The 19,399-nt window shown below is 69.2% G+C and carries 15 protein-coding genes; 5 read left to right on the top strand and 10 right to left on the bottom strand.

The window, feature by feature from the left end:
• Nucleotides 1–140: 140 nt before the first annotated feature.
• Nucleotides 141–1,103 (bottom strand): hydroxymethylbilane synthase, encoded by a 963-nt coding sequence (gene hemC / locus ABD927_RS20865; RefSeq protein WP_425570320.1) that lies wholly within the window; start codon nucleotides 1,101–1,103, stop codon nucleotides 141–143.
• Nucleotides 1,104–1,159: 56 nt separating this feature from the next.
• Between hemC and ppc the strand changes: the two genes are divergently transcribed.
• The gene (ppc, locus tag ABD927_RS20860; protein WP_345251792.1) at nucleotides 1,160–3,982 is read left to right on the top strand and encodes a phosphoenolpyruvate carboxylase; all 2,823 of its coding nucleotides are present in this window, start codon (nucleotides 1,160–1,162) and stop codon (nucleotides 3,980–3,982) included.
• Nucleotides 3,983–4,325: 343 nt separating this feature from the next.
• Here ppc and ABD927_RS20855 read toward each other — a convergent pair whose 3' ends face one another.
• The 5 genes from ABD927_RS20855 to metE form a co-directional block, all read right to left on the bottom strand.
• Entirely contained in the window at nucleotides 4,326–5,057 is a 732-nt protein-coding gene (locus ABD927_RS20855; RefSeq protein ID WP_345251790.1) for a TerC family protein, read from the bottom strand.
• A 224-nt stretch (nucleotides 5,058–5,281) separates the two neighbouring features.
• Nucleotides 5,282–5,992, bottom strand: coding sequence for a TerC family protein (locus ABD927_RS20850; protein ID WP_345251789.1), 711 nt, complete (start codon nucleotides 5,990–5,992; stop codon nucleotides 5,282–5,284).
• Between the two features lie 111 nt (nucleotides 5,993–6,103).
• Nucleotides 6,104–6,985 carry a succinate--CoA ligase subunit alpha gene (gene sucD / locus ABD927_RS20845; RefSeq protein ID WP_345251788.1) on the bottom strand — a complete coding sequence of 294 codons (882 nt, stop codon included), beginning with the start codon at nucleotides 6,983–6,985 and terminating at the stop codon, nucleotides 6,104–6,106.
• Nucleotides 6,986–7,017: 32 nt separating this feature from the next.
• Complete coding sequence (gene sucC, locus ABD927_RS20840; RefSeq protein WP_345251787.1) at nucleotides 7,018–8,178, bottom strand: ADP-forming succinate--CoA ligase subunit beta; 1,161 nt, start codon at nucleotides 8,176–8,178, stop codon at nucleotides 7,018–7,020.
• 422 nt (nucleotides 8,179–8,600) lie between these two features.
• Nucleotides 8,601–10,907 (bottom strand): 5-methyltetrahydropteroyltriglutamate--homocysteine S-methyltransferase, encoded by a 2,307-nt coding sequence (gene metE / locus ABD927_RS20835; RefSeq protein ID WP_345251786.1) that lies wholly within the window; start codon nucleotides 10,905–10,907, stop codon nucleotides 8,601–8,603.
• Between the two features lie 171 nt (nucleotides 10,908–11,078).
• On the opposite strand from metE, the gene ABD927_RS20830 reads away from it, so the two are divergent.
• Together ABD927_RS20830 and ABD927_RS20825 are read left to right on the top strand one after the other, a co-directional pair.
• Entirely contained in the window at nucleotides 11,079–11,999 is a 921-nt protein-coding gene (locus tag ABD927_RS20830) for a LysR family transcriptional regulator (RefSeq protein ID WP_345251785.1), read from the top strand.
• A gap of 145 nt (nucleotides 12,000–12,144) precedes the next feature.
• Entirely contained in the window at nucleotides 12,145–13,116 is a 972-nt protein-coding gene (locus ABD927_RS20825; RefSeq protein WP_345251784.1) for a Bug family tripartite tricarboxylate transporter substrate binding protein, read from the top strand.
• Nucleotides 13,117–13,135: 19 nt separating this feature from the next.
• Here the strand turns inward: ABD927_RS20825 and ABD927_RS20820 are convergent, their stop codons facing one another.
• The 4 genes from ABD927_RS20820 to recA form a co-directional block, all read right to left on the bottom strand.
• Nucleotides 13,136–14,812 carry a M30 family zinc metallopeptidase gene (locus ABD927_RS20820; RefSeq protein ID WP_345251783.1) on the bottom strand — a complete coding sequence of 559 codons (1,677 nt, stop codon included), beginning with the start codon at nucleotides 14,810–14,812 and terminating at the stop codon, nucleotides 13,136–13,138.
• 160 nt (nucleotides 14,813–14,972) lie between these two features.
• Nucleotides 14,973–15,278 (bottom strand): hypothetical protein, encoded by a 306-nt coding sequence (locus ABD927_RS20815; RefSeq protein WP_345251782.1) that lies wholly within the window; start codon nucleotides 15,276–15,278, stop codon nucleotides 14,973–14,975.
• 25 nt (nucleotides 15,279–15,303) lie between these two features.
• Nucleotides 15,304–15,792 (bottom strand): recombination regulator RecX, encoded by a 489-nt coding sequence (gene recX / locus ABD927_RS20810; RefSeq protein ID WP_345251781.1) that lies wholly within the window; start codon nucleotides 15,790–15,792, stop codon nucleotides 15,304–15,306.
• Complete coding sequence (gene recA, locus ABD927_RS20805) at nucleotides 15,779–16,849, bottom strand: recombinase RecA (protein ID WP_345251780.1); 1,071 nt, start codon at nucleotides 16,847–16,849, stop codon at nucleotides 15,779–15,781. The genes recX and recA overlap by 14 nt, the downstream gene beginning before the upstream one ends.
• 174 nt (nucleotides 16,850–17,023) lie before the next feature.
• Between recA and ABD927_RS20800 the strand changes: the two genes are divergently transcribed.
• Together ABD927_RS20800 and ABD927_RS20795 are read left to right on the top strand one after the other, a co-directional pair.
• Entirely contained in the window at nucleotides 17,024–17,710 is a 687-nt protein-coding gene (locus ABD927_RS20800) for a response regulator (RefSeq protein ID WP_345251779.1), read from the top strand.
• A gap of 196 nt (nucleotides 17,711–17,906) precedes the next feature.
• Nucleotides 17,907–19,262, top strand: a complete 1,356-nt coding sequence (locus ABD927_RS20795; RefSeq protein ID WP_425570322.1) for a sensor histidine kinase — start codon at nucleotides 17,907–17,909, stop codon at nucleotides 19,260–19,262.
• Nucleotides 19,263–19,399 lie beyond the last annotated feature (137 nt).

Raw genomic sequence — 19,399 nt, 5'->3', positions numbered from 1 at the left:
CGCGGCATCCTCCCCGTGGGAGGACGCGCGCCCTCCGGGCGGCCGCGCGGGCGCGCCGGATGGACCACCCTCCTGCCGCTGCGCGGCATCCTCCCCGTGGGAGGACGCGCGCCCTCCGGGCGGCCGCGCGGGCGCGCTCATCACAACCCGGCAAGAACGCCGCGGGCGCCGGCGGCCAGCAGTTCGTCGGCGATGGCCTGGCCCAGGGCTTGCGGGTCGCCGCCGCCGGTGCGGTCGGCGCGGACCACGCGGCTGCCGTCGGGCGCGGCCACCAGGGCGCGCAGGCGCAGGCCGCCGGCCACGGGTTCGGCATAGGCTCCCAGCGGCACCTGGCAGGAGCCGCCCAGCGCGCGGGAGACGGCGCGCTCGGCGGCGGCCGCCGCCGCCGCGATGGGGTCGGCCAGCGGCTGCAGCAGCTGGCGCAGATCGTCGCGGTCGGCGCGGATCTCGATGCCCAGCGCGCCCTGGCCGGCGGCCGGCAGGCTGTCGTCAGGATCGAGCAGGCCGCGGATGCGCTCGCCCAGCCCCAGCCGCCGCAGGCCGGCGGCCGCCAGCACGATGGCGTCGTAGTCGCCGCGGTCCAGCTTGGCCAGCCGCGTATCCAGGTTGCCGCGCAGCGGCCGCACTTCGAGATGGGGATGGCGCATGCGGATCTGCGCCTCGCGCCGCAGGCTGGAGGTGCCGATCACCGCGCCGGGCGGCATTTCCGCCAGGCTGCCGTAGCGCGCCGATACCAGCGCGTCGCGCGGGTCTTCGCGCGTCATCACGGCGCACAGCGCGAACTCGGGAGCGAGGTCGACGGGCACGTCTTTCAGCGAATGCACGGCCAGGTCGGCCCGGCCGTCGAGCAGCGCGGCCTCCAGTTCCTTGACGAACAGGCCCTTGCCGCCGACCTTGGACAGCGTGCGGTCGAGGATCTGGTCGCCGCGCGTGGTCATGCCCAGCAGCGCGACCTCGGCCGCCGGGTAGCGCGCGCGCAGCGCGGCCTGCACATGCGTGGCCTGCCACAGGGCCAGCCGGCTTTCGCGCGTCGCGATGATGAAGCGTGGTCGTTCCAAGGTATGCGTCTCTCGATGGGCTCGCCCGCGGCCCGGGCAGGGCATTATAGTTTCATGGCGCGGCGCGCCTCCCCCGGGGTGGGCCCATCCCCCGGAGAATCATGAGTACTACGCCTGATACCGATCTGCCCCTGCGCGATGACATCCGCCTGCTCGGCCGCCTGCTGGGCGACATCGTGCGGGCCGCCGAAGGCCAGGGCATCTTCGATACCATCGAAACGGTGCGCCGCACGGCGGTGCGCTTCCGCCGCGACGGCAACGCCGTCGACCGCCGCGCGCTGGAAAGCCGGCTCAAACGGCTGTCGCCCGACGAAACGAACACGGTGGTGCGCGCCTTCAGCTATTTCCTGCACCTGTCCAACATCGCCGAAGACCGCGACCAGAACCTGCGCCGCCGCACCGAGGCGCTGGCCGGCGGGCCGCCGCCGCGCGGCAGCCTGCGCGACGCCGTCGGCCGCATCCGGGGCGCCGGCGTGGCGCAATCCCGGCTGCGGCACCTGCTGGCCGGCGCGCTGGTGGTGCCGGTGCTGACCGCGCACCCGACCGAAGTACAGCGCAAGAGCACGCTCGACGTCCACCGCGAGATCGCCCGCCTGCTGCAGGAGCGCGACCGCCCGCGCACCGGCGACGAAGACGCCGAACTCTTGCAGGCAATGCTCGGCCGCATCGCCACGCTGTGGCAGACCCGCATGCTGCGCTACACCCGGCTGACGGTGGCCGACGAAATCGAGAACGCGCTGTCGTACTACCGCAGCACCTTCCTGCCGGTCATCCCCCAACTGTACGCCCACCTGGCGCGCCTGCTGGGGCGCGACGGCGGCGACCCGCTGGCCGCGCCGCCCGAACCGCTCGAGCCCTTCCTGCGCATGGGAAGCTGGATCGGCGGCGACCGCGACGGCAATCCGAACGTCGACGCCGGCACGCTGCGGCAGGCGCTGCTGCGCCAGACCGCCATCGCGCTGGAGTTCTACCTCGACGAGGTGCACGCGCTGGGGGCCGAACTGTCGCTCAGCACCCTGCTGACGCCGGCCTCGCCGGAGCTGCTGGCGCTGGCCGAGCGTGGCGGCGACGACTCCCCGCACCGCGCCGACGAACCGTACCGCCGCGCGCTGGTGGGCGTGTACGCGCGGCTGGCGGCCACCGCGCGCGAGCTGGCCGGACGCGAACTGGCGCGCCGCGCCGCGCGTCCGGCCGAGCCCTATGCCGACCCGGCCGAGTTCGCGGCCGACCTGGCGGTGGTGGCGCATTCGCTGACCGCCCATCACGCGGCGCCGATCGCCCGCCTGCGCCTGGCCGCGCTGCGGCAGGCGGTGGCGGTGTTCGGCTTTCACCTGGCCACGATCGACCTGCGCCAGAGTTCGGACGTGCACGAACGCACGCTGGCCGAACTGTTCGCCCGCGCCGGCGTGCAGGCCGACTACGCCGCGCTCGACGAGGCCGCGCGGATCGAATTGCTGCGGCGCGAACTGGCCGAGGCGCGGCCGCTGGTCTCGCCCTGGTTCGACTACGGCGAAGAAACCACGCGCGAACTGGAAATCTTCCGCGCCGCGGCGCAGGCACGCCGCAGCCATGGCCTGCGCGCGGTCCAGCACGCCATCATTTCGCACACCGAAAGCGTCAGCGACCTGCTGGAAGTGCTGGTGCTGCAGAAGGAAACCGGCCTGGTCGCCCCCGGCGGCCGCCCGCCCGCGGCCGGCGAAGGGCTGATCGTGGTGCCGCTGTTCGAGACCATCCCCGACCTGCGCAACGGCCCGTCGATCATGGCGCAATACCTGGACCTGCCCGAAGTGAAGGCGCGGGTGCGGCAGGCGCAGGACGGCGTGCAGGAAGTCATGCTGGGCTATTCCGACAGCAACAAGGACGGCGGCTTCCTGACCTCGAACTGGTCTCTCTACCATGCCGAGCGCGCGCTGGTGGAGGTGTTCGCGCAGCGCAAGGTGCGGCTGCGCCTGTTCCACGGCCGCGGCGGCACGGTGGGCCGCGGCGGCGGCTCCAGCTACGACGCCATCCTGGCGCAGCCGCCCGGCACCGTGGCCGGCCAGCTGCGGCTGACCGAGCAGGGCGAGGTGATCCAGAGCAAGTACAAGGACGCCGACATCGGCCGCTGGCACCTCGAACTGCTGGTGTCGGCCACGCTGGAGGCCAGCCTGGCCGACGCCGGCGCCGCCGCCTCGGCCGAAGACACGCTGTTCGAGCGCTACGGCGCCACCATGGATTTCCTGTCGGAGCGCGCCATGCAGACCTATCGCGCGCTGGTGTACGAAACGCCCGGCTTCACGGACTATTTCTTCGCCTCCACGCCGATCCTGGAGATCGCCGACCTCAACATCGGCTCGCGGCCGGCCACGCGCAAGGCGAGCAGCCGGATCGAAGACCTGCGCGCGATCCCGTGGAGCTTTTCGTGGGGACAGTGCCGGCTGCTATTGCCCGGCTGGTACGGCGTGGGCGCCGCGATCGAGGCCTACCTGGACCAGCCCGGCGGCCGCCGGCGCGACCGCGTGCGCCACCTGCGCGAGATGGCGCGCGACTGGCCGTTCTTCCGCACGCTGCTGTCGAACATGGAAATGGTATTGGCCAAGACCGACCTGGCGATCGCTTCGCGCTACGCGCAACTGGTGCCCGACCGCGCGCTGCGCGCCCGCATCTTCGGCGCCATACGCGACGAGCTGACCCGCACCATCGCGGCGCTCAAGCTGGTGACCGGGCAGCGCCAGCTGCTGGCCGACAACCCGGCGCTGGCCCGCGCGATCCGCGACCGCATCGCCTATATCGACCCGCTCAACCACCTGCAGATCGAACTCATCCGGCGCCATCGCGCCCGGCGCGGCACGCGCGCCAAGCCGAACGCCACCGATGAACGGGTCCACCGCGGCATCCACCTCACCATCAACGGCATTTCGGCAGGTCTTAGGAATACGGGGTAACCCCCTGCGCGCTTCGCGCGCCCCCCAAGGGGGGCGATGCGGGCGGACCGGAGGGGAAGTCCACCCCCGCGCGGCCTGCGGCCGCCCCCTCCAGGGGGCGATGCGCGCGGACCGGCGGAGCCGGATCGGCCGCATCCTGGGTGGGGCGGCTAGGTGCGAGGAACTGCGCTCAGCGGATATAGGCTACGGCCGCGGCTATGACGGCGCCGGCGGCGCCTATGACGACCAGCATTTGCATCAGGGTGAGACCACGTTGGAACCGCTTCATTTCAGGACCTCTGTTCGAATTCGGGGCGTGCACGGCGCGCCTGGCGCGCCGCGCGGTCGCCAGCATAATACCCGATCAGGCAGTAGGGGCTTGGACCCGGGCCTTCCTGCGGCGCGCAAGCAGCGTGCCGACCGCGATCACGATCAGCGCGCCGATCACTTCGGCCGCGTAGGTCCAGGCCTCGAGCTGGCCCGCGGTGGCGCCGGCTTCGGTGAGCTGCCTTACCACGGCGACGTCGGTCAGCAGCATGCCACCGGCGATCCAGCCCAGCAGCCCGCCGCCCAGCGTGATGACCAGCGGGAAGCGGTCGATCAGCTTGAGCACCAGCGTGCTGCCCCAGACGATGATGGGCACGCTCACCAGCAGGCCGAAGATCACCAGCGGGATCTGGTGCGCCTGGTCGGCGCCCTGGGCGGCGCCGGCGATCGCGATCACGTTGTCCAGGCTCATGACGAAGTCGGCCACGATGATGGTCTTGACCGCCGACATCAGCGTGGCGCCGCCTTCGATGTTGCCGTGCTCATCATGCTCGGGCAGCAGGAGCTTGATGCCGATCCAGAACAGCAGCAGCCCGCCCACCACCTTCAGGTAGGGAATCTGCAGCATCGTGACGGCGAACGCGATCAGGATCACGCGCAGCACGATGGCGCCGGCGGTACCCCACAGGATGCCCTGCATCCGGCGTTTGGGCGGAAGGTTGCGGCAGGCCAGCGCGATGACGACGGCGTTGTCGCCGCCCAGCAGCAGATCGATCAGGATGATCTGGAAAACGGCCGCCCAGCTGAGCGTCTGGAAAAATTCGAGCACGTGCGATCCCCTAACAAGTGATTAGGTCGTGGAAGGGTGTTCCCCTTCCCTGTTTTTGTGAAAGCGGGCCTCGTTGGGCCCAGGGCCGGTCCGGATGCGCCCGCGCGCATCGGTCCGTTCCCGCAAAAACCAAAAAGAAACGCCGGCTATTTTGCCTCAAGCCGGCATTGTTTTCCCGTCCCAAGTTGCAACCACCGGCCCCCCGCGGGAAGCCGGCGGCACCGTCACGACTGCGCGGCTTCGACGTGCGAGCGGCGCGACAGCAGGATCTTGCCCAGCGCCAGCACGATCACCGCGCCGATGATGCCGAACGCGATTTCCGCGCCATGATGGCTCAGGCCCATCGAGGCCTCGATCGCGTCGGGATGCACCGCCCTGTCGTTGACGAACAGCTCGCCGGCGATGTAGCCCAGCAGCGCGGCGCCCAGCCAGACGATGACCGGGAAGCGCTCGATGACCTTCAGCAGCAGCGTGCTGCCGAAGATGACCAGCGGGATGCTGATGGCCAGGCCGAGGATCAGCAGCACGTCGTCGCCCATCGCCGCGGCGGCCACCGCCACCACGTTGTCGATGCTCATCACCAGGTCGGCGATCAGGATGGTGCGGATCGCCGCCATCAGCGTGGTGTGGATGGCGTGGCCTTCCTCGTCTTCGCCTTCGGGCAGCAGCAATTGCACGCCGATGTAGATCAGCAGCACCGCGCCGATCAGTTTCAGCCACGGCAGCTGCAGCAGTTCGGCCGCCACCAGCGTCAGGATGATCCGCATGACGATGGCTGCGCCGGAGCCGATGACGATCGCCTTCTTCTGTTTGTCGGCCGGCAGCGAGCGCGCGGCCAGCGCGATGACGACGGCGTTGTCGCCGGACAGCAGGATGTTGATCCAGATGATCTTCAGCAGCGCCAGCAGGAACGCCACGGACAAATACGTTTCCATTCAAACCTCCTGGGGGTGGTGCCGCGGTTCCCCCCCGGGGCCGCGGTTCCACTGGTTGTTTTTAGGGGGCAGCCCGCCTGAACGGCGGGCTTCTTGCATGGCAGGCGGTTCTTAGAGGACCGACTTGACCAGCTTGCCCATTTCGGACGGGTTCTTGGTGGTCTTGATGCCGCAGGCTTCCATGATGTCGAGCTTGGCCTGCGCCGTGTCGGCGCCGCCCGAGATCAGCGCGCCGGCATGGCCCATGCGCTTGCCCGCCGGGGCGGTGACGCCGGCGATGAAGCCCACGACCGGCTTCTTCATGTTGTCTTTGGCCCAGCGCGCGGCATTGACTTCGTCCGGCCCGCCGATCTCGCCGATCATGATGACGGCGTCGGTGTCGGGATCGTCGTTGAACAGCTTGAGCACGTCGATGTGCTTCAGGCCATTGATCGGATCGCCGCCGATGCCGACCGCCGACGACTGGCCCAGGCCGAGTTCGGTGACCTGGCCGACGGCCTCGTAGGTGAGCGTGCCCGAGCGGCTGACGATGCCGATGCGGCCCTTGCGGTGGATGTGGCCGGGCATGATGCCGATCTTGATTTCGTCGGGCGTGATCAGGCCGGGGCAGTTCGGGCCCAGCAGCAGCGTGCGCTTGTTCTGGTCGCGCATGCGGGCGCGCACCTCGAGCATGTCGCGCACGGGGATGCCTTCGGTGATGCAGATGACCAGGTCGAGGTCGGCCTCGACCGCTTCCCAGATCGCGGCGGCGGCGCCGGCCGGCGGCACGTAGATGACCGAGACGTTGGCGCCGGTGGCGGCCTTGGCGTCGGCGGTCGTGGCGTAGATGGGAATGCCTTCGAAATCCTCGCCGGCCTTCTTGGGGTTCACGCCGGCCACGAAGCAGTTGCGGCCGTTGGCGTACTCGCGGCTCATCCGGGTGTGGAACTGGCCGGTCTTGCCGGTGATCCCCTGCGTGATGACCTTGGTGTCTTTGTTGATCAGAATCGACATTTCGAATCCTTCTGTGCTGTGCGGCTCGGCGGTTACTTGGCGGCGGCGACGACCTTGGTGGCCGCTTCGGCCATCGTGTCGGCGCTGATGATCGGCAGGCCCGAGTCGGCCAGCATCTTCTTGCCCAACTCTTCGTTGGTACCCTTCATGCGGACCACCAGCGGCACGCTCAGGCTGACCGCCTTGCAGGCGGCGATCACGCCCTCGGCGATCACGTCGCAGCGCATGATGCCGCCGAAGATGTTGACCAGGATGGCCTTCAGGCCGGGGTTCTTCAGCATGATCTTGAAGGCCTCGGTCACCTTCTCGGCCGAGGCGCCGCCGCCCACGTCGAGGAAGTTGGCCGGCTCGCCGCCGAACAGCTTGATGGTGTCCATGGTGGCCATGGCCAGGCCGGCGCCGTTGACCAGGCAGCCGATGTTGCCGTCGAGCTGGATGTAGGCCAGGCCGAACTTGCTGGCTTCGATCTCGGCCGGGTCTTCCTCGTCGACGTCGCGGTAGGCCATGATCTCGGGATGGCGATACAGCGCGTTGGAATCGAAGTTGAACTTGGCGTCGAGCGCGATGATGCGGCCGGCGCCGTCGACGATCAGCGGGTTGATCTCGGCCAGGTCGGCGTCGGTTTCGTAATAGGCGGTGTACAGCTTCTGGATCTGGGCGGCGGCGTCGGCCACCGAGGCCTCGGGCACGCCGATGCCGCGGGCCAGGCCGGCGGCTTCCTCGGTGGTCAGGCCGGCGAGCGGGTCGACGAACACCTTCAGGATCTTCTCGGGCGTGGCGTGGGCCACTTCCTCGATCTCCATGCCGCCTTCGCTGGAGGCCATCACGCAGATGCGCTGCGAGGCGCGGTCGGTCACGATGCCGACGTACAGTTCCTTCTTGATGTCGGCGCCTTCTTCGATCAGCAAGCGGCGCACCTTCTGGCCTTCGGGCCCGGTCTGGTGGGTGACCAGCTGCATGCCGAGGATCTGGCCGGCCAGCGTGCGCACTTCGTCGATCGAGCGCGCCAGCTTGACGCCACCGCCCTTGCCGCGGCCGCCTGCGTGGATCTGGGCCTTGACGACCCACACCGGGCCGCCGAGCTGTTCCGCCGCCTTGACCGCCTCGTCCACGGAGAACGCGGGGATGCCGCGCGGGACCGTGACGCCAAACTTCTTCAGGAGCTCTTTGCCCTGATATTCATGGATTTTCATGCGGAGCCTTCGCTATCGGGGAAACGTTGAATGTTCGGTTGAATCAGGCCTGCGCGGCACGGCGCCGCGCCATGAACCGGATGGCGCGCCTTCCGCGGGTGCCGCCGGCGCCGTGGCCCGCGGCGGCAGCGCGAGGCGGCCGGGAACGGACGGGCGGAAAGGTCGGAAATGCGGAAACTGGCATGCGCGGCTATACCCGGTTGCGTTGTGGCATAGCCGCAACGGGGATGATAAAACCCATCAAGTATAGCGCAGGCCCGGCGGGCGGGCCGGGCGGAAAAAAGAGGTAATGCCTCGGGACACCTAGGGAAATCGAGGGGGCGGCCCCTCGCCGGACATGCCTGGCCGGTGCCTGCCGTGGCATGTCGCAACGCAGCATGAGCTGGCGCCGCGCCCGGACCGGGGCGCGGCGCCAGCGGCGTTCAGGCTTGCGCGCGCAATTGCCGCGCCGCTTCCACCATCCGCGCCAGGGAAGCCTCGGTTTCCGGCCAGGCCCGGGTCTTCAGCCCGCAGTCGGGGTTCACCCACAGACGTTCCCGCGGCAGCCGGGCGGCGGCGCGCCGCATCAGGCCCACCATCCAGCCGACGTCGGGCACGTTGGGCGAATGGATGTCGTAGACGCCGGGGCCGATGTCGTTGGGATAGCTGTAGTCCTCGAAGGCCTCCAGCAGCGCCATGCGCGAGCGCGAGGTCTCGATGGTGATCACGTCGGCGTCCATCGCGGCGATCGACTCGATGATGTCGTTGAACTGCGAATAGCACATATGGGTGTGGATCTGGGTCGCCTCGCCCACGCCCGAGGTGGAAAGGCGGAAGCAGTCCACCGCCCACGCCAGATAGGCGTCCCAGTCGGCCCGGCGCAGCGGCAGGCCTTCGCGGAAGGCCGGCTCGTCGATCTGGATCGCCGGGATCCCGGCCGCCTCCAGGTCCTGCACCTCGTCGCGCAGCGCCAGCGCGATCTGCGCGCAGGTGTCGCGGCGCGGCTGGTCGTCGCGCACGAACGACCACTGCAGGATGGTGACCGGGCCGGTCAGCATGCCCTTGACCGGCCGCGCCGTGAGCGACTGCGCATAGGCGGTCCAGCCCACCGTCATCGGCGCCGGCCGCGACACGTCGCCGAAAATGACCGGCGGCTTGACGCAGCGCGAGCCGTAGCTCTGGACCCAGCCGTTCTGCGTGAAGGCGAAGCCGGCCATCAGTTCGCCGAAGTATTCGACCATGTCGTTGCGTTCGGCCTCGCCGTGCACCAGCATGTCGATGCCGATGCGCTCCTGGAACGCGATGCAGTGGGCGATTTCCTTGCGGATCGCGGTTTCGTAGGCGTGGTCGCCCAGCGTGCCGGCCTTCCAGTCGCGCCGCAACGCGCGGATCTCGGCCGTCTGCGGGAAGGAGCCGATGGTGGTGGTGGGAAAGGCCGGCAGCTTCAGCCGCTCGCGCTGGGCGGCGGCGCGGCGGGCGAACGGCGCCCGGTCGCGCGGCAGGCCCAGGTCTTTGGCCAGGCGCGCGCGCACCGCGGCGTTGCGGGTGCGGGGCGAGGCGCGGCGCGACTGCAGCGCCGCGCGCTGGCGGGCCAGCGCGGCGGCCAGTTGCGGTTCGTCGCCGGCGTCCTCGCCCGGTGCCAGCGCGCGGCCCAGCAGCGCCAGTTCGTCCAGCTTCTGCACGGCAAAGCTCAGCCAGCTCTTCAGTTCGTCGTCCAGCAGCGTTTCGGCCGACAGGTCCACCGGCACGTGCAGCAGCGAGCACGATGGCGCCAGCCACAGGCGCTCGCCCAGCCGCGCCGCGGCGGCGGCCAGCTCGCCGCGGCGCGCATCGAGATCGGTGCGCCAGATGTTGCGGCCGTCGATCACGCCGGCCGACAGCACGCGATCGGGCCCGAGGCCGGCCAGCACCGGGTCCAACTGTTCCGGGGCGCGCGCCAGGTCCACGTGCAGGCCGGCCACCGGCAGCGACAGCGCCGTGGGCAGGTTGTCGCCCAGGCCGCCGAAATAGGTGGCCAGCAGCAGCCGGGGCGCGCCGGCAGTGGCGAGGATGGCGTAGACGCGGCCGAAGGCCTCGCGCCAGGCCGGCGGCAGGTCGAGCACCAGAATGGGTTCGTCGATCTGCACCCATTCCACGCCCTGCGCGGCCAGCCGCGCCAGCACCTGGGCGTAGACCGGCAGCAGCGCGTCCAGCAGCGCCAGCTTGGCGGCGTCGCCGGCGCCGGCATAGGCTTCGCCCTTGCCCAGCCACAGCCAGGAAAGCGGCCCAGGGATCACCGGCTTGGGCCGGTAGCCCAGGGCCAGGGCCTCGTCCACCTGGTCGAACAGGTCGGAGCGGGCGATGCGGAAAACCTGGCCAGGCGCCAGTTCAGGCACCAGGTAGTGGTAATTGGTGTCGAACCACTTGGTCATTTCGCAGGCGGCGGCCGGCGTGCCGGTGGGCGCGCGGCCCCGCGCCATGCGGAACACGGTATCCAGGGCCACCGGCCGGGCGGCGTCCTGGCCGAAGCGCGGCGGCACGGCGCCCAGCGTGGCGCTCCATTCGAGCATGTGGTCGTACCAGGCGAAATCGCCCACCGGCAGCAGATCGAGGCCGGCATCGGCCTGGATCTTCCAGTGCCGCTGGCGCAATTCGCGGCCAACGGCGAGCAGGCCGTCAGCGTCCAGCCCGCCCGACCAATAGGATTCGAGCGCCCGCTTCAATTCGCGGCGCAGGCCGATGCGGGGAAAACCGAGGTTGTGCAGAGTCATGGTGGAAAGTCCCGTTCGTCGCGCGTGATGTACGCAGTCGCGCGGCCGCCCCGGCCGGGGCGGCGCAAACAGGGATTCTGGCGCCGATACTCAATGAATCAAAATCAAGTTTCGCATCCGTACTATGAGATATATTCAAGTCTACAACCCATACCGCATTCCGGGCCCACGATGGTAGAAATACGCCACCTCGACACCTTGACCGCCATCCGCGACGGCGGCAGCCTGCTAGAAGCCGCCGAGCGGCTGCACGTCACGCAATCCGCGCTGTCGCACCAGCTGCGCGAACTGGAAGACCGGCTCGGCACCCAGCTGCTGAACCGCCGGACGCGGCCGCTACGCTTCACCACCGCCGGGCTGCGGCTGCTGGCGCTGGCCGACGACGTGCTGCCCCGCGTCCGGCTGGCCGAGCGCGAATTGCGCCGGCTGGCGGCCGGCCGCACGGGGCGGCTGCACATGGCCATCGAATGCCATTCCTGCTTCCAGTGGCTGATGCCGGCGCTCGACGTTTTCCGAGAGCAATGGCCCGAGGTGGTGCTGGACCTTTCGGCGGCGTTTTCCTTCGCCCCGCTGCCGGCGCTGGTGCGCGGCGACCTGGACCTGGTCATCACCTCCGACCCGATCCGGCAGGACGCCATCCGCTACCTGCCGCTGTTCCGCTACGAGCTGGTGCTGGCCGTGGCGCGCGGCCATCCGCTGGCCGAACTGCGCTTCGTCGAGCCGCGCCACCTGGCCGACCAGGTGCTGATCGCCTACCCGGTCGACCGCGATCGCCTGGACATCTTCACGGTGTTCCTGGATCCGGCCGACGTCGAGCCGGCCGGCATCCGCACCGCCGAGCTGACGCCGATGATCGTGCAGCTGGTGGCCAGCGGCCGCGGCGTGGCCGCCCTGCCCAACTGGGCGCTGACCGAATATCTCCACCAGGGGCTGGTGCGAAGCTGCCACCTGGGCAGCGAAGGCGTATGGCGCACGCTCTACGCCGGCGTGCGGGCAGAAGACGAAGACGCGCCCTACATCCAGGATTTCCTGGGCGTGGCGCGCGAACTGAGCTTTCGCGACCTGGACGGAATCCGCGCCCCCAGGGCGTGACCGGCCGTCGCGATTCCCGCCATTCCGGATTGCGCCTGCCCGGGCACCGGGGACTTTCCCCATGGACGCCGCCGCGCCTTGACGGTGGCACGAGCGGTCTCTTACGTTAAGGCGCTGCACGCCTAAAACGATAACGGAAGAGACAATGAAACAAATGACGCAGAAGGCCCTGCTGGCCGCTGCCGCGCTGGGCTTCGCCCATGCCGGCCTGGCCCAGCCCTATCCCGACCATCCGGTCCGTATCATCGTGCCGTTCCCGCCGGGCGGCAACGTCGACCAGAGCGCGCGCATCATCGCGCATTCGCTCACCGAGGCGCTGGGGCAATCGTTCGTGGTCGAGAACAAGGCCGGCGCGAGCGGCATGGTGGGCAGCGACATGGTGGCCAAGGCCAGGCCGGACGGCTATACGCTGCTGGTGTCGTCCAATTCCGCCATCAGCATCGTGCCGCTGACCAACCCGAACGCGCCCTACGAGCCGCTGCGCGATTTCTCGATGATCGGCATGCTGGCGCTGACGCCGATGGTCATTGTCGTCAACCCGGACGTGCCGGCCAAGTCCGTGACCGAACTGATCGCGCTGGCGAAGAAGAAGCCCGGCCAACTGGCCGTGGCCACGCCCAGCAGCGGATCGATCAACCACATGGCGATCGAACTGTTCCAGGCGTCCACCGGAACCAAATTCAATCTGGTGCACTACAAGGGCAACGCGCCGGCCGTCAACGACGTGCTCGGCGGGCACGTGCAGCTCAGCTTCGACCAGTTGACCTCGTCGCTGCCCCACATCAAGGCCGGCAAGCTGCGGGCGCTGGCGGTCACCAGCGCCAAACGCGCGCCCGAACTGCCCGAGACGCCGACGCTCGACGAAGCGGGCTACCCCGGCCTGCAGGCCGTCACCTTCACGGCCATGGTGGCGCCCAAGGGCACGCCGCCCGAGATCGTGAACAAGCTCAACGCGGCGATCAACGAGGCCCTGAAGACTCCCGCGGTCCAGGAACGCTTCGCCGGCATCGGCGCTCAGGTCAACGGCACGACGCCCGACGAGTTCTACCGCTTCCTGCAGTCGGAGCAGGCGCGCTGGAGCAAGGTCATCAAAAACGCGAACATCAAGTCGGAATGACCGTCCCCGGACGGGGCGCCTAGCGCACGACGACCGACAGGGTGGTCGCCGGCGGCACGGTCACCGATTCCGTATAGCGAGCGCCCGACACGCTGCGCAGCACCGGGAAGTGGGCGTCGGGCTCCAGCGAGGCCGGCACGTGGTCGGGCAGAACGCGCACCGATTGCATGGCCGTGCCGTCGTAGCCGCGCAGGACGTAGCCGTCTTCCTCGCGCTGCGGATAGCCGTAGCCGCCGGGCAGGCCGCTGGCCGGCAGCAGCGCCAGGTTCGCCCCCCAGCGCCGCAGCGCCCCGTGCAGGCCGTCGCCGCCGGCCTGCCGGATGGCGTGGTCGAGCACGGCCTCGGACCAAGTGGAATAGGTGTCGCGCAGCAGGCTGCGATAGAAGCCCAGCCCGAACTGCCGCAGCAGGAAGGAGCCGAAGGCGGAGGCATGATCGTACGAGAAGCAGTCCGAATCCGGGTCGGGATTCCACTGCCGGATGAAGCCGCAGTTCGGGTTGGCGCGCAGCCACTGCCCGAGCTCGGTATCGGCCGCCGGCCGCGACTGCCCCAGCCGCGTGCGCACGATGTCTTCCATCATCAGCGCGGTCATTTCCTCCAGCCAGGTTTCGTTGACGTAGTACTGCGCCGCATGGCCGGCCGACAGCAGCACGCCGCGCTGGTAGAAATTCACCATGTGCAGGAATTCGTGAGCCAGCGTGCTCACCCCCAGGTCGAAACCCGACTGGCCGCCCAGGTACAGCGTTTCGGTATCGAGGAAGATGGCCAGCGCCTCGGCGCTGGTCTGGCCCAGGTTGTTGCCTTCGTTCAGAAAATTGTTCAACGAGAAGAAATAGCCGATGGTGCCGTAGGCCGCGCCGTCGGGCTGCAGGTTGAGCAGCACGATATTGATGTCCTGCTCCGGACCGATCAGCCTCGGCCCGGCGTCGTAGGGGCCCCAGGGCTGGCCGGCCAGCCCGGTGACCATCGGATAGACGGCCGAGTCGCCGGCGGTGAAGCGGCTGGCGAGATCGTCCACCATCGCGGCCGTGATCTTGCCGGGCTGGTACTCAGCGTCGGCCACCCAGAGATTGACCATGCGGCCATCGCCAGCCGCCCGCTGCGCGAGCAACGTAGTGGCCCGCGCCGTGCCGCCATAGTCGTTCCATTCGCGATGCGCCCCCACGGCCACCGCCGCAGCCGGCGCCACCCGCGCCGATGGCCGGCTCGCGGCCCCCGTGGACGCCGCCTCCAGCGCCGCCCGCACGTCGAAATCGCGCACGACCGCCGGCACGCGGTTGAAGCGCGGCACGGGCGCCTCGGCGCGCGCGACGCTGCGCGCTGCGGTCTGCGCGGCATCCAGCCGGATCGATGGAATCGCGACTTCGGTATCCCCCGTATTGGTGAAGACCAGTGTCACGCTTTTGCCGGCCACGCCATCGATCGAGACCGGCACCGTGGCATTGCCGGTGCCGACATTGGCATAGCGCCACACGCCGATGCCGCTGCCGCCATACGTTTGCGAATCCACAGCCCCGCAGCCCGTCCCCGAACAAGCAGCCACGAACTGGCCGACCGCGCCGGTATCGGGCCCCAGGCCCGGCTGCGAAGTATCCGTCGAATCCGCAGCCTCCCCATCGCCACCGCCGCCGCACGCTGCCAGCACGGACAGCAACACCGCCACGGCCGACAGGCCGGCGACACGGATCGCATGCATGAAAAACCGGGCTGGCGCGGTGCTCGAACTCGCAATGCAAAGCCGGCGATACGAGCCGGGAGGGGGCGGCTGGTGGCGGGACATGGTTTGCTCGGCGGAAGGAATGGGTGAACATAGCATGGCGTTGTGGCGGGTTGTTGGGTTCCAACTCCCCAACAAATTACTTACCCCTTTCTTCAATCCGAACCTCTTCCACCCTCAAGACAGCAGGCAACGCAGCCCCCACCTGCAAAACCGTCCCGCTGACCCGCAACATGGTGGATTGCAACCGAAGCGCTTCACTCCGTTCCATCCCGCGCAATTCCCATTGCCCGCCCTGCTCTCCAGCCACGATCAGCACAGGCGTGAACAATGGGTCGCTGCCTTTCAGCACCAGCCGCCCCTGCAAGCTGAGATGGTCCCCCGGCTGCGGCCCGGCATGGGCACAGGCAAGAAGGCTCGAGGAGAAGGCAATGGCCGCGGCCATGCGAAGAACGCGACGGAGGAGGGAGTCAGTATTCGGAGTCGGCATCGTCGGACTCCATATCGCCCAATACCCGGCGTATGGTGGACTGCGAAAAACCGCGCGCCATCAGGAAACGGATCTGCTTGGCCCGTTCGTTCGCATCGGCCGGCGGCGCCTTGAAACGCTTGCGCCAGACATCGCGCGCGCGCGGCAGCTCGGATTCGTGCAGGGACTGGCGGAGTGCGGACACCTGATCGGTATCGATGCCGTGCTGCCGCAACTCCTGCACGATGCGCGCCGCGCCGCGCTTGGGCGCCAGGCGGTGCACCAGGCTTTGCGCGAAACGCTCGTTCGACAGCCAGCCTTCCTTTTCGAGGCTGTCGAGCACCGCGCGGACATCGTCTTCGTCGGCCGCGTGGCGGGCCAGCTTGCGCTCGAGTTCGGCGCGGCTGTGCTCGCGGCGCGACAGGTAGCCTACCGCCCGGGCCTTCAGCGAAAGGCCGGACGGCGGGCTGGCGGCATCATTCGCCTTCAACGGACTCGGCCACGTCGCCGCCCACGCGCGCGGTCACGCCCAGGCTCTCGCGCACGCGGTTTTCGATTTCCATCGCCATCGCCCGGTGCTCCTTCAGGAACTCGCGGGCGTTGTCCTTGCCCTGGCCGATGCGCTCGCCGCCATAGCTGAACCACGAGCCGGACTTCTCGACGATGTTGGCAGCCACGCCCAGGTCGAGGATCTCGCCCTCGCGCGAAATGCCGGCGCCGTACATGATGTCGAACTCGGCGGCCTTGAAGGGCGGCGATACCTTGTTCTTGACGACCTTGACCCGGGTCTCGTTGCCAACGACCTCGTCGCCCTTCTTGATCGAGCCGGTGCGGCGGATGTCGAGCCGGACCGAGGCGTAGAACTTCAGCGCGTTGCCGCCGGTGGTGGTTTCGGGGTTGCCGAACATCACGCCGATCTTCATCCGGATCTGGTTGATGAAGATCACCATGCAGTTGGTGCGCTTGATGGAAGCGGTCAGCTTGCGCAGCGCCTGGCTCATCAGGCGGGCCTGCAGGCCGGGCAGCGAATCGCCCATCTCGCCTTCGATTTCGGCCTTGGGCACCAGCGCCGCCACCGAGTCGATCACGATCAGGTCGACCGCGCCGGAACGCACCAGCGCGTCGGTGATTTCGAGCGCCTGCTCGCCGGTGTCGGGCTGCGAGATGAGCAGGTCGGTCAGGTTGACGCCGAGCTTGGAGGCGTACTGGACGTCGAGCGCATGTTCGGCGTCGATGAAGGCGCAGGAGCCGCCGAGCTTCTGCATTTCGGCGATCACCTGCAGCGTGAGCGTGGTCTTGCCCGACGATTCGGGGCCGTAGATCTCGATGACCCGGCCGCGCGGCAGGCCGCCCACGCCCAGCGCGATGTCGAGCCCGAGCGATCCGGTGGAAACCACCTGGATGTCGTGCTCGACTTCGTTGTCGCCATAGCGCATGACGGACCCTTTGCCGAACTGCTTTTCGATCTGCGACAGCGCGGCGGCGAGCGCCTTGCTTTTTTCGGCCTGGGCGGCGGCAGCGGCTTTGGAAACTTTGGTGTCGTCCATTGAAAGGTCCCTTGTGGAATGGGCGGATTATGGCATTGCCAGATACTGTATAAAAAAACAGTATGGGACTGCAAGCTCCTACGCGAAAAATAAAGCGCCCGCGGCAAAAATAAAACGGCCGCCGGGCCGCGCCGGGCGGCGCACCGCGCCGGGGCGCGGGGATACAATCGCCGCATGCGCATTCTCATCGCCGAAGACGACAGCATCCTGGCCGACGGCCTGTCGCGTTCGCTGCGCCAGGGCGGCTACGCGGTCGACGCCGTGCACGACGGCCTGGCGGCCGATTCCGCCCTGGCCGCGCAGCCGTTCGACCTGCTGATCCTAGACATCGGCCTGCCCCGGCTCAACGGCATCGAGGTGCTGCGCCGGCTGCGCGCCCGCAACTCGCACCTGCCGGTGCTGATCCTCACCGCCGCCGACAGCATCGAACAGCGCGTCAAAGGGCTGGACCTGGGCGCCGACGACTACATGGCCAAGCCTTTCGCGCTGTCGGAGCTGGAAGCCCGGGTGCGCGCGCTGACCCGGCGCGGCGCCGGCGGCGGCCCCACCGTGCTGCGCCACGGCCGGCTGGCCTTCGACCAGGTCGGCCGCGTGGTCACGATAGACGAACAACCGGTGGAATTGTCGGCGCGCGAGGTCAGCCTGCTGGAAGTGCTGCTGTCGCGCAGCGGGCGCATGGTCAGCAAGAAGCAGCTGGTGGACCACCTGTGCGAATGGGGCGAGGAAGTCAGCACCAATGCGATCGAGGTCTACGTGCACCGGCTGCGCAAGAAGCTGGAGCCGGGCGACGTCAAGATCGCCACCGTGCGCGGGCTCGGCTACTGCCTCGAGCGCGAGGCGGGCACGCCCGGCCCGGCGTGAGCGCTTCGCGCATGGCCGCTCCGCCTGCGGCGCAGGTGCCGCGCGGCGGGCAGGCAGGCCGGTGAGCCGCCCCGCCGGCGCCGCCGGGGGCGACGCGCCCGCGGCCCAGGCCACTGCGCCGGACGGCGCCTTCCCGGCGGCCGGCGGCCCTTTCGAACCGCCTCCCCGCTCCCTGTTCGGCGAGATCCTCGACTGGATGCTGGCCCCGCTGTTCCTGCTGTGGCCGATCAGCGTGGCCATCACCTACGTGGTGGCGCAAGGCATCGCCGTGGTGCCGTACGACCGCGGGCTGGCCAACACCGTGCTGGTGCTGGCCCAGCAGGTGAAAGACGTCAACGGCCGCGCGCGGCTGCAGCTGCCGCTGCCGGCGCGCGACATGCTGCGCGCCGACGAAACCGACAGCGTGTTCTACCTGGTGGTGACCGGCGGCGGCGACTACCTGGGCGGCGACCGCGAGCTGCCGCTGCCTTCGCTGGAAGCGCCGCTGCCGGGCATCGTCCAGTACCGCGACGACACCATGCGCGGCTTCGGCGTGCGGGTGGCCTATACCTGGGTGGCGCTGCCCGGCGTGCGCGGCGGACCGGTACTGGTGCAGGTGGCCGAGACGCTGCAGAAGCGCTCGCAGCTGGCCAACGAGATCATCAAGGGCGTCATCATCCCGCAGTTCGTGATCCTGCCGCTGGCGGTACTGCTGGTATGGTTCGGCCTGTCGCGCGGGCTGGCGCCGCTGAACCGGCTGCAGGCGCGGCTGCGCGCCCGGCGGCCGGACGATCTGTCGGCCATCGACGAACGCGAAGTGCCGCAGGAAATCGCGCCGCTGATGGCCGCCATGAACGACCTGCTGCACCGCATGGCGGCCAGCGTCGAGGCGCAGAAGCGCTTCGTGGCCGATGCCGCGCACCAGATGAAGACGCCGCTGGCCGGCATCCGCACCCAGGCCGAACTGGCGCTGCGCAACGCCAGCCCGGAAGACATGCAAGCCAGCCTGCGCCAGCTGATCGCCGGCGCCGAACGGGCCACCCGCCTGGTCAACCAGTTGCTGGCGCTGGCGCGCGCCGAGAACGCCGGCGGCCCGGGCGACGCCGCCGCGCCCACCGACCTGGCCGCGATCGCCCGCGAGCAGACCCAGAACTGGGTGCACGAGGCGCTCGACCGCCAGATCGACCTGGGCCTGGAAGCGCCCGACATGCCGGTCACGATCCGCGGCCAGCCGCTGCTGCTGGCCGAGCTGCTGAACAACCTGATCGACAACGCCCTGCGCTACACGCCGCCCGGCGGCACGGTCACGGTGCGCGTGGCCGACGACGGCGACGCCGCCCTGCTGGAGGTGGAGGATTCCGGCCCCGGCATCCCGGAGGAAGAACGCGAACTGGTGTTCGACCGCTTCTACCGCATCCTGGGCTCTTCCACCGACGGCAGCGGCCTGGGGCTGGCCATCGTGCGCGAGATCGCCCAGCGCCACGGCGCCACGCTGGCCGTTGCGGGAAACTCCCAATCCGGCCCCGACGACCCGCCAGGGACGCGCATTACCGCAAAATTTCCCAAGGCCTGAGCGCCGGTCCTGCGTCTCCAGGTAAGCGGGTCTTCATTCTTTCCTGCCTTCCAGGCGTGTTTTCGGCCTTTTCGTCACACGAACGTCAGCTTCCAGTCAGCAACTGTTCCTACTCTGGCCCTACGCCCGCACCGCGA

The sequence above is a fragment of the Pigmentiphaga soli genome (assembly GCF_039541095.1).
In the GTDB taxonomy this organism is placed as follows: Bacteria; Pseudomonadota; Gammaproteobacteria; order Burkholderiales; family Burkholderiaceae_B; genus Pigmentiphaga; species Pigmentiphaga soli.
Note: the sequence above shows the minus strand (reverse complement) of the source record. Positions and strands in the feature narration are given on the sequence as shown.

Coding starts and splice junctions, on each gene's coding strand:
- hemC (WP_425570320.1), bottom strand. CDS start 1,103: ATGCCCTGCCCGGGCCGCGGGCGAGCCCATCGAGAGACGCATACCTTG.
- ppc (WP_345251792.1), top strand. CDS start 1,160: ATGAGTACTACGCCTGATACCGATCTGCCCCTGCGCGATGACATCCGC.
- ABD927_RS20850 (WP_345251789.1), bottom strand. CDS start 5,992: ATGGAAACGTATTTGTCCGTGGCGTTCCTGCTGGCGCTGCTGAAGATC.
- sucD (WP_345251788.1), bottom strand. CDS start 6,985: ATGTCGATTCTGATCAACAAAGACACCAAGGTCATCACGCAGGGGATC.
- sucC (WP_345251787.1), bottom strand. CDS start 8,178: ATGAAAATCCATGAATATCAGGGCAAAGAGCTCCTGAAGAAGTTTGGC.
- metE (WP_345251786.1), bottom strand. CDS start 10,907: ATGACTCTGCACAACCTCGGTTTTCCCCGCATCGGCCTGCGCCGCGAA.
- ABD927_RS20830 (WP_345251785.1), top strand. CDS start 11,079: ATGGTAGAAATACGCCACCTCGACACCTTGACCGCCATCCGCGACGGC.
- ABD927_RS20825 (WP_345251784.1), top strand. CDS start 12,145: ATGAAACAAATGACGCAGAAGGCCCTGCTGGCCGCTGCCGCGCTGGGC.
- ABD927_RS20820 (WP_345251783.1), bottom strand. CDS start 14,812: ATGCATGCGATCCGTGTCGCCGGCCTGTCGGCCGTGGCGGTGTTGCTG.
- ABD927_RS20815 (WP_345251782.1), bottom strand. CDS start 15,278: ATGGCCGCGGCCATTGCCTTCTCCTCGAGCCTTCTTGCCTGTGCCCAT.
- recA (WP_345251780.1), bottom strand. CDS start 16,849: ATGGACGACACCAAAGTTTCCAAAGCCGCTGCCGCCGCCCAGGCCGAA.
- ABD927_RS20800 (WP_345251779.1), top strand. CDS start 17,024: ATGCGCATTCTCATCGCCGAAGACGACAGCATCCTGGCCGACGGCCTG.
- ABD927_RS20795 (WP_425570322.1), top strand. CDS start 17,907: ATGCTGGCCCCGCTGTTCCTGCTGTGGCCGATCAGCGTGGCCATCACC.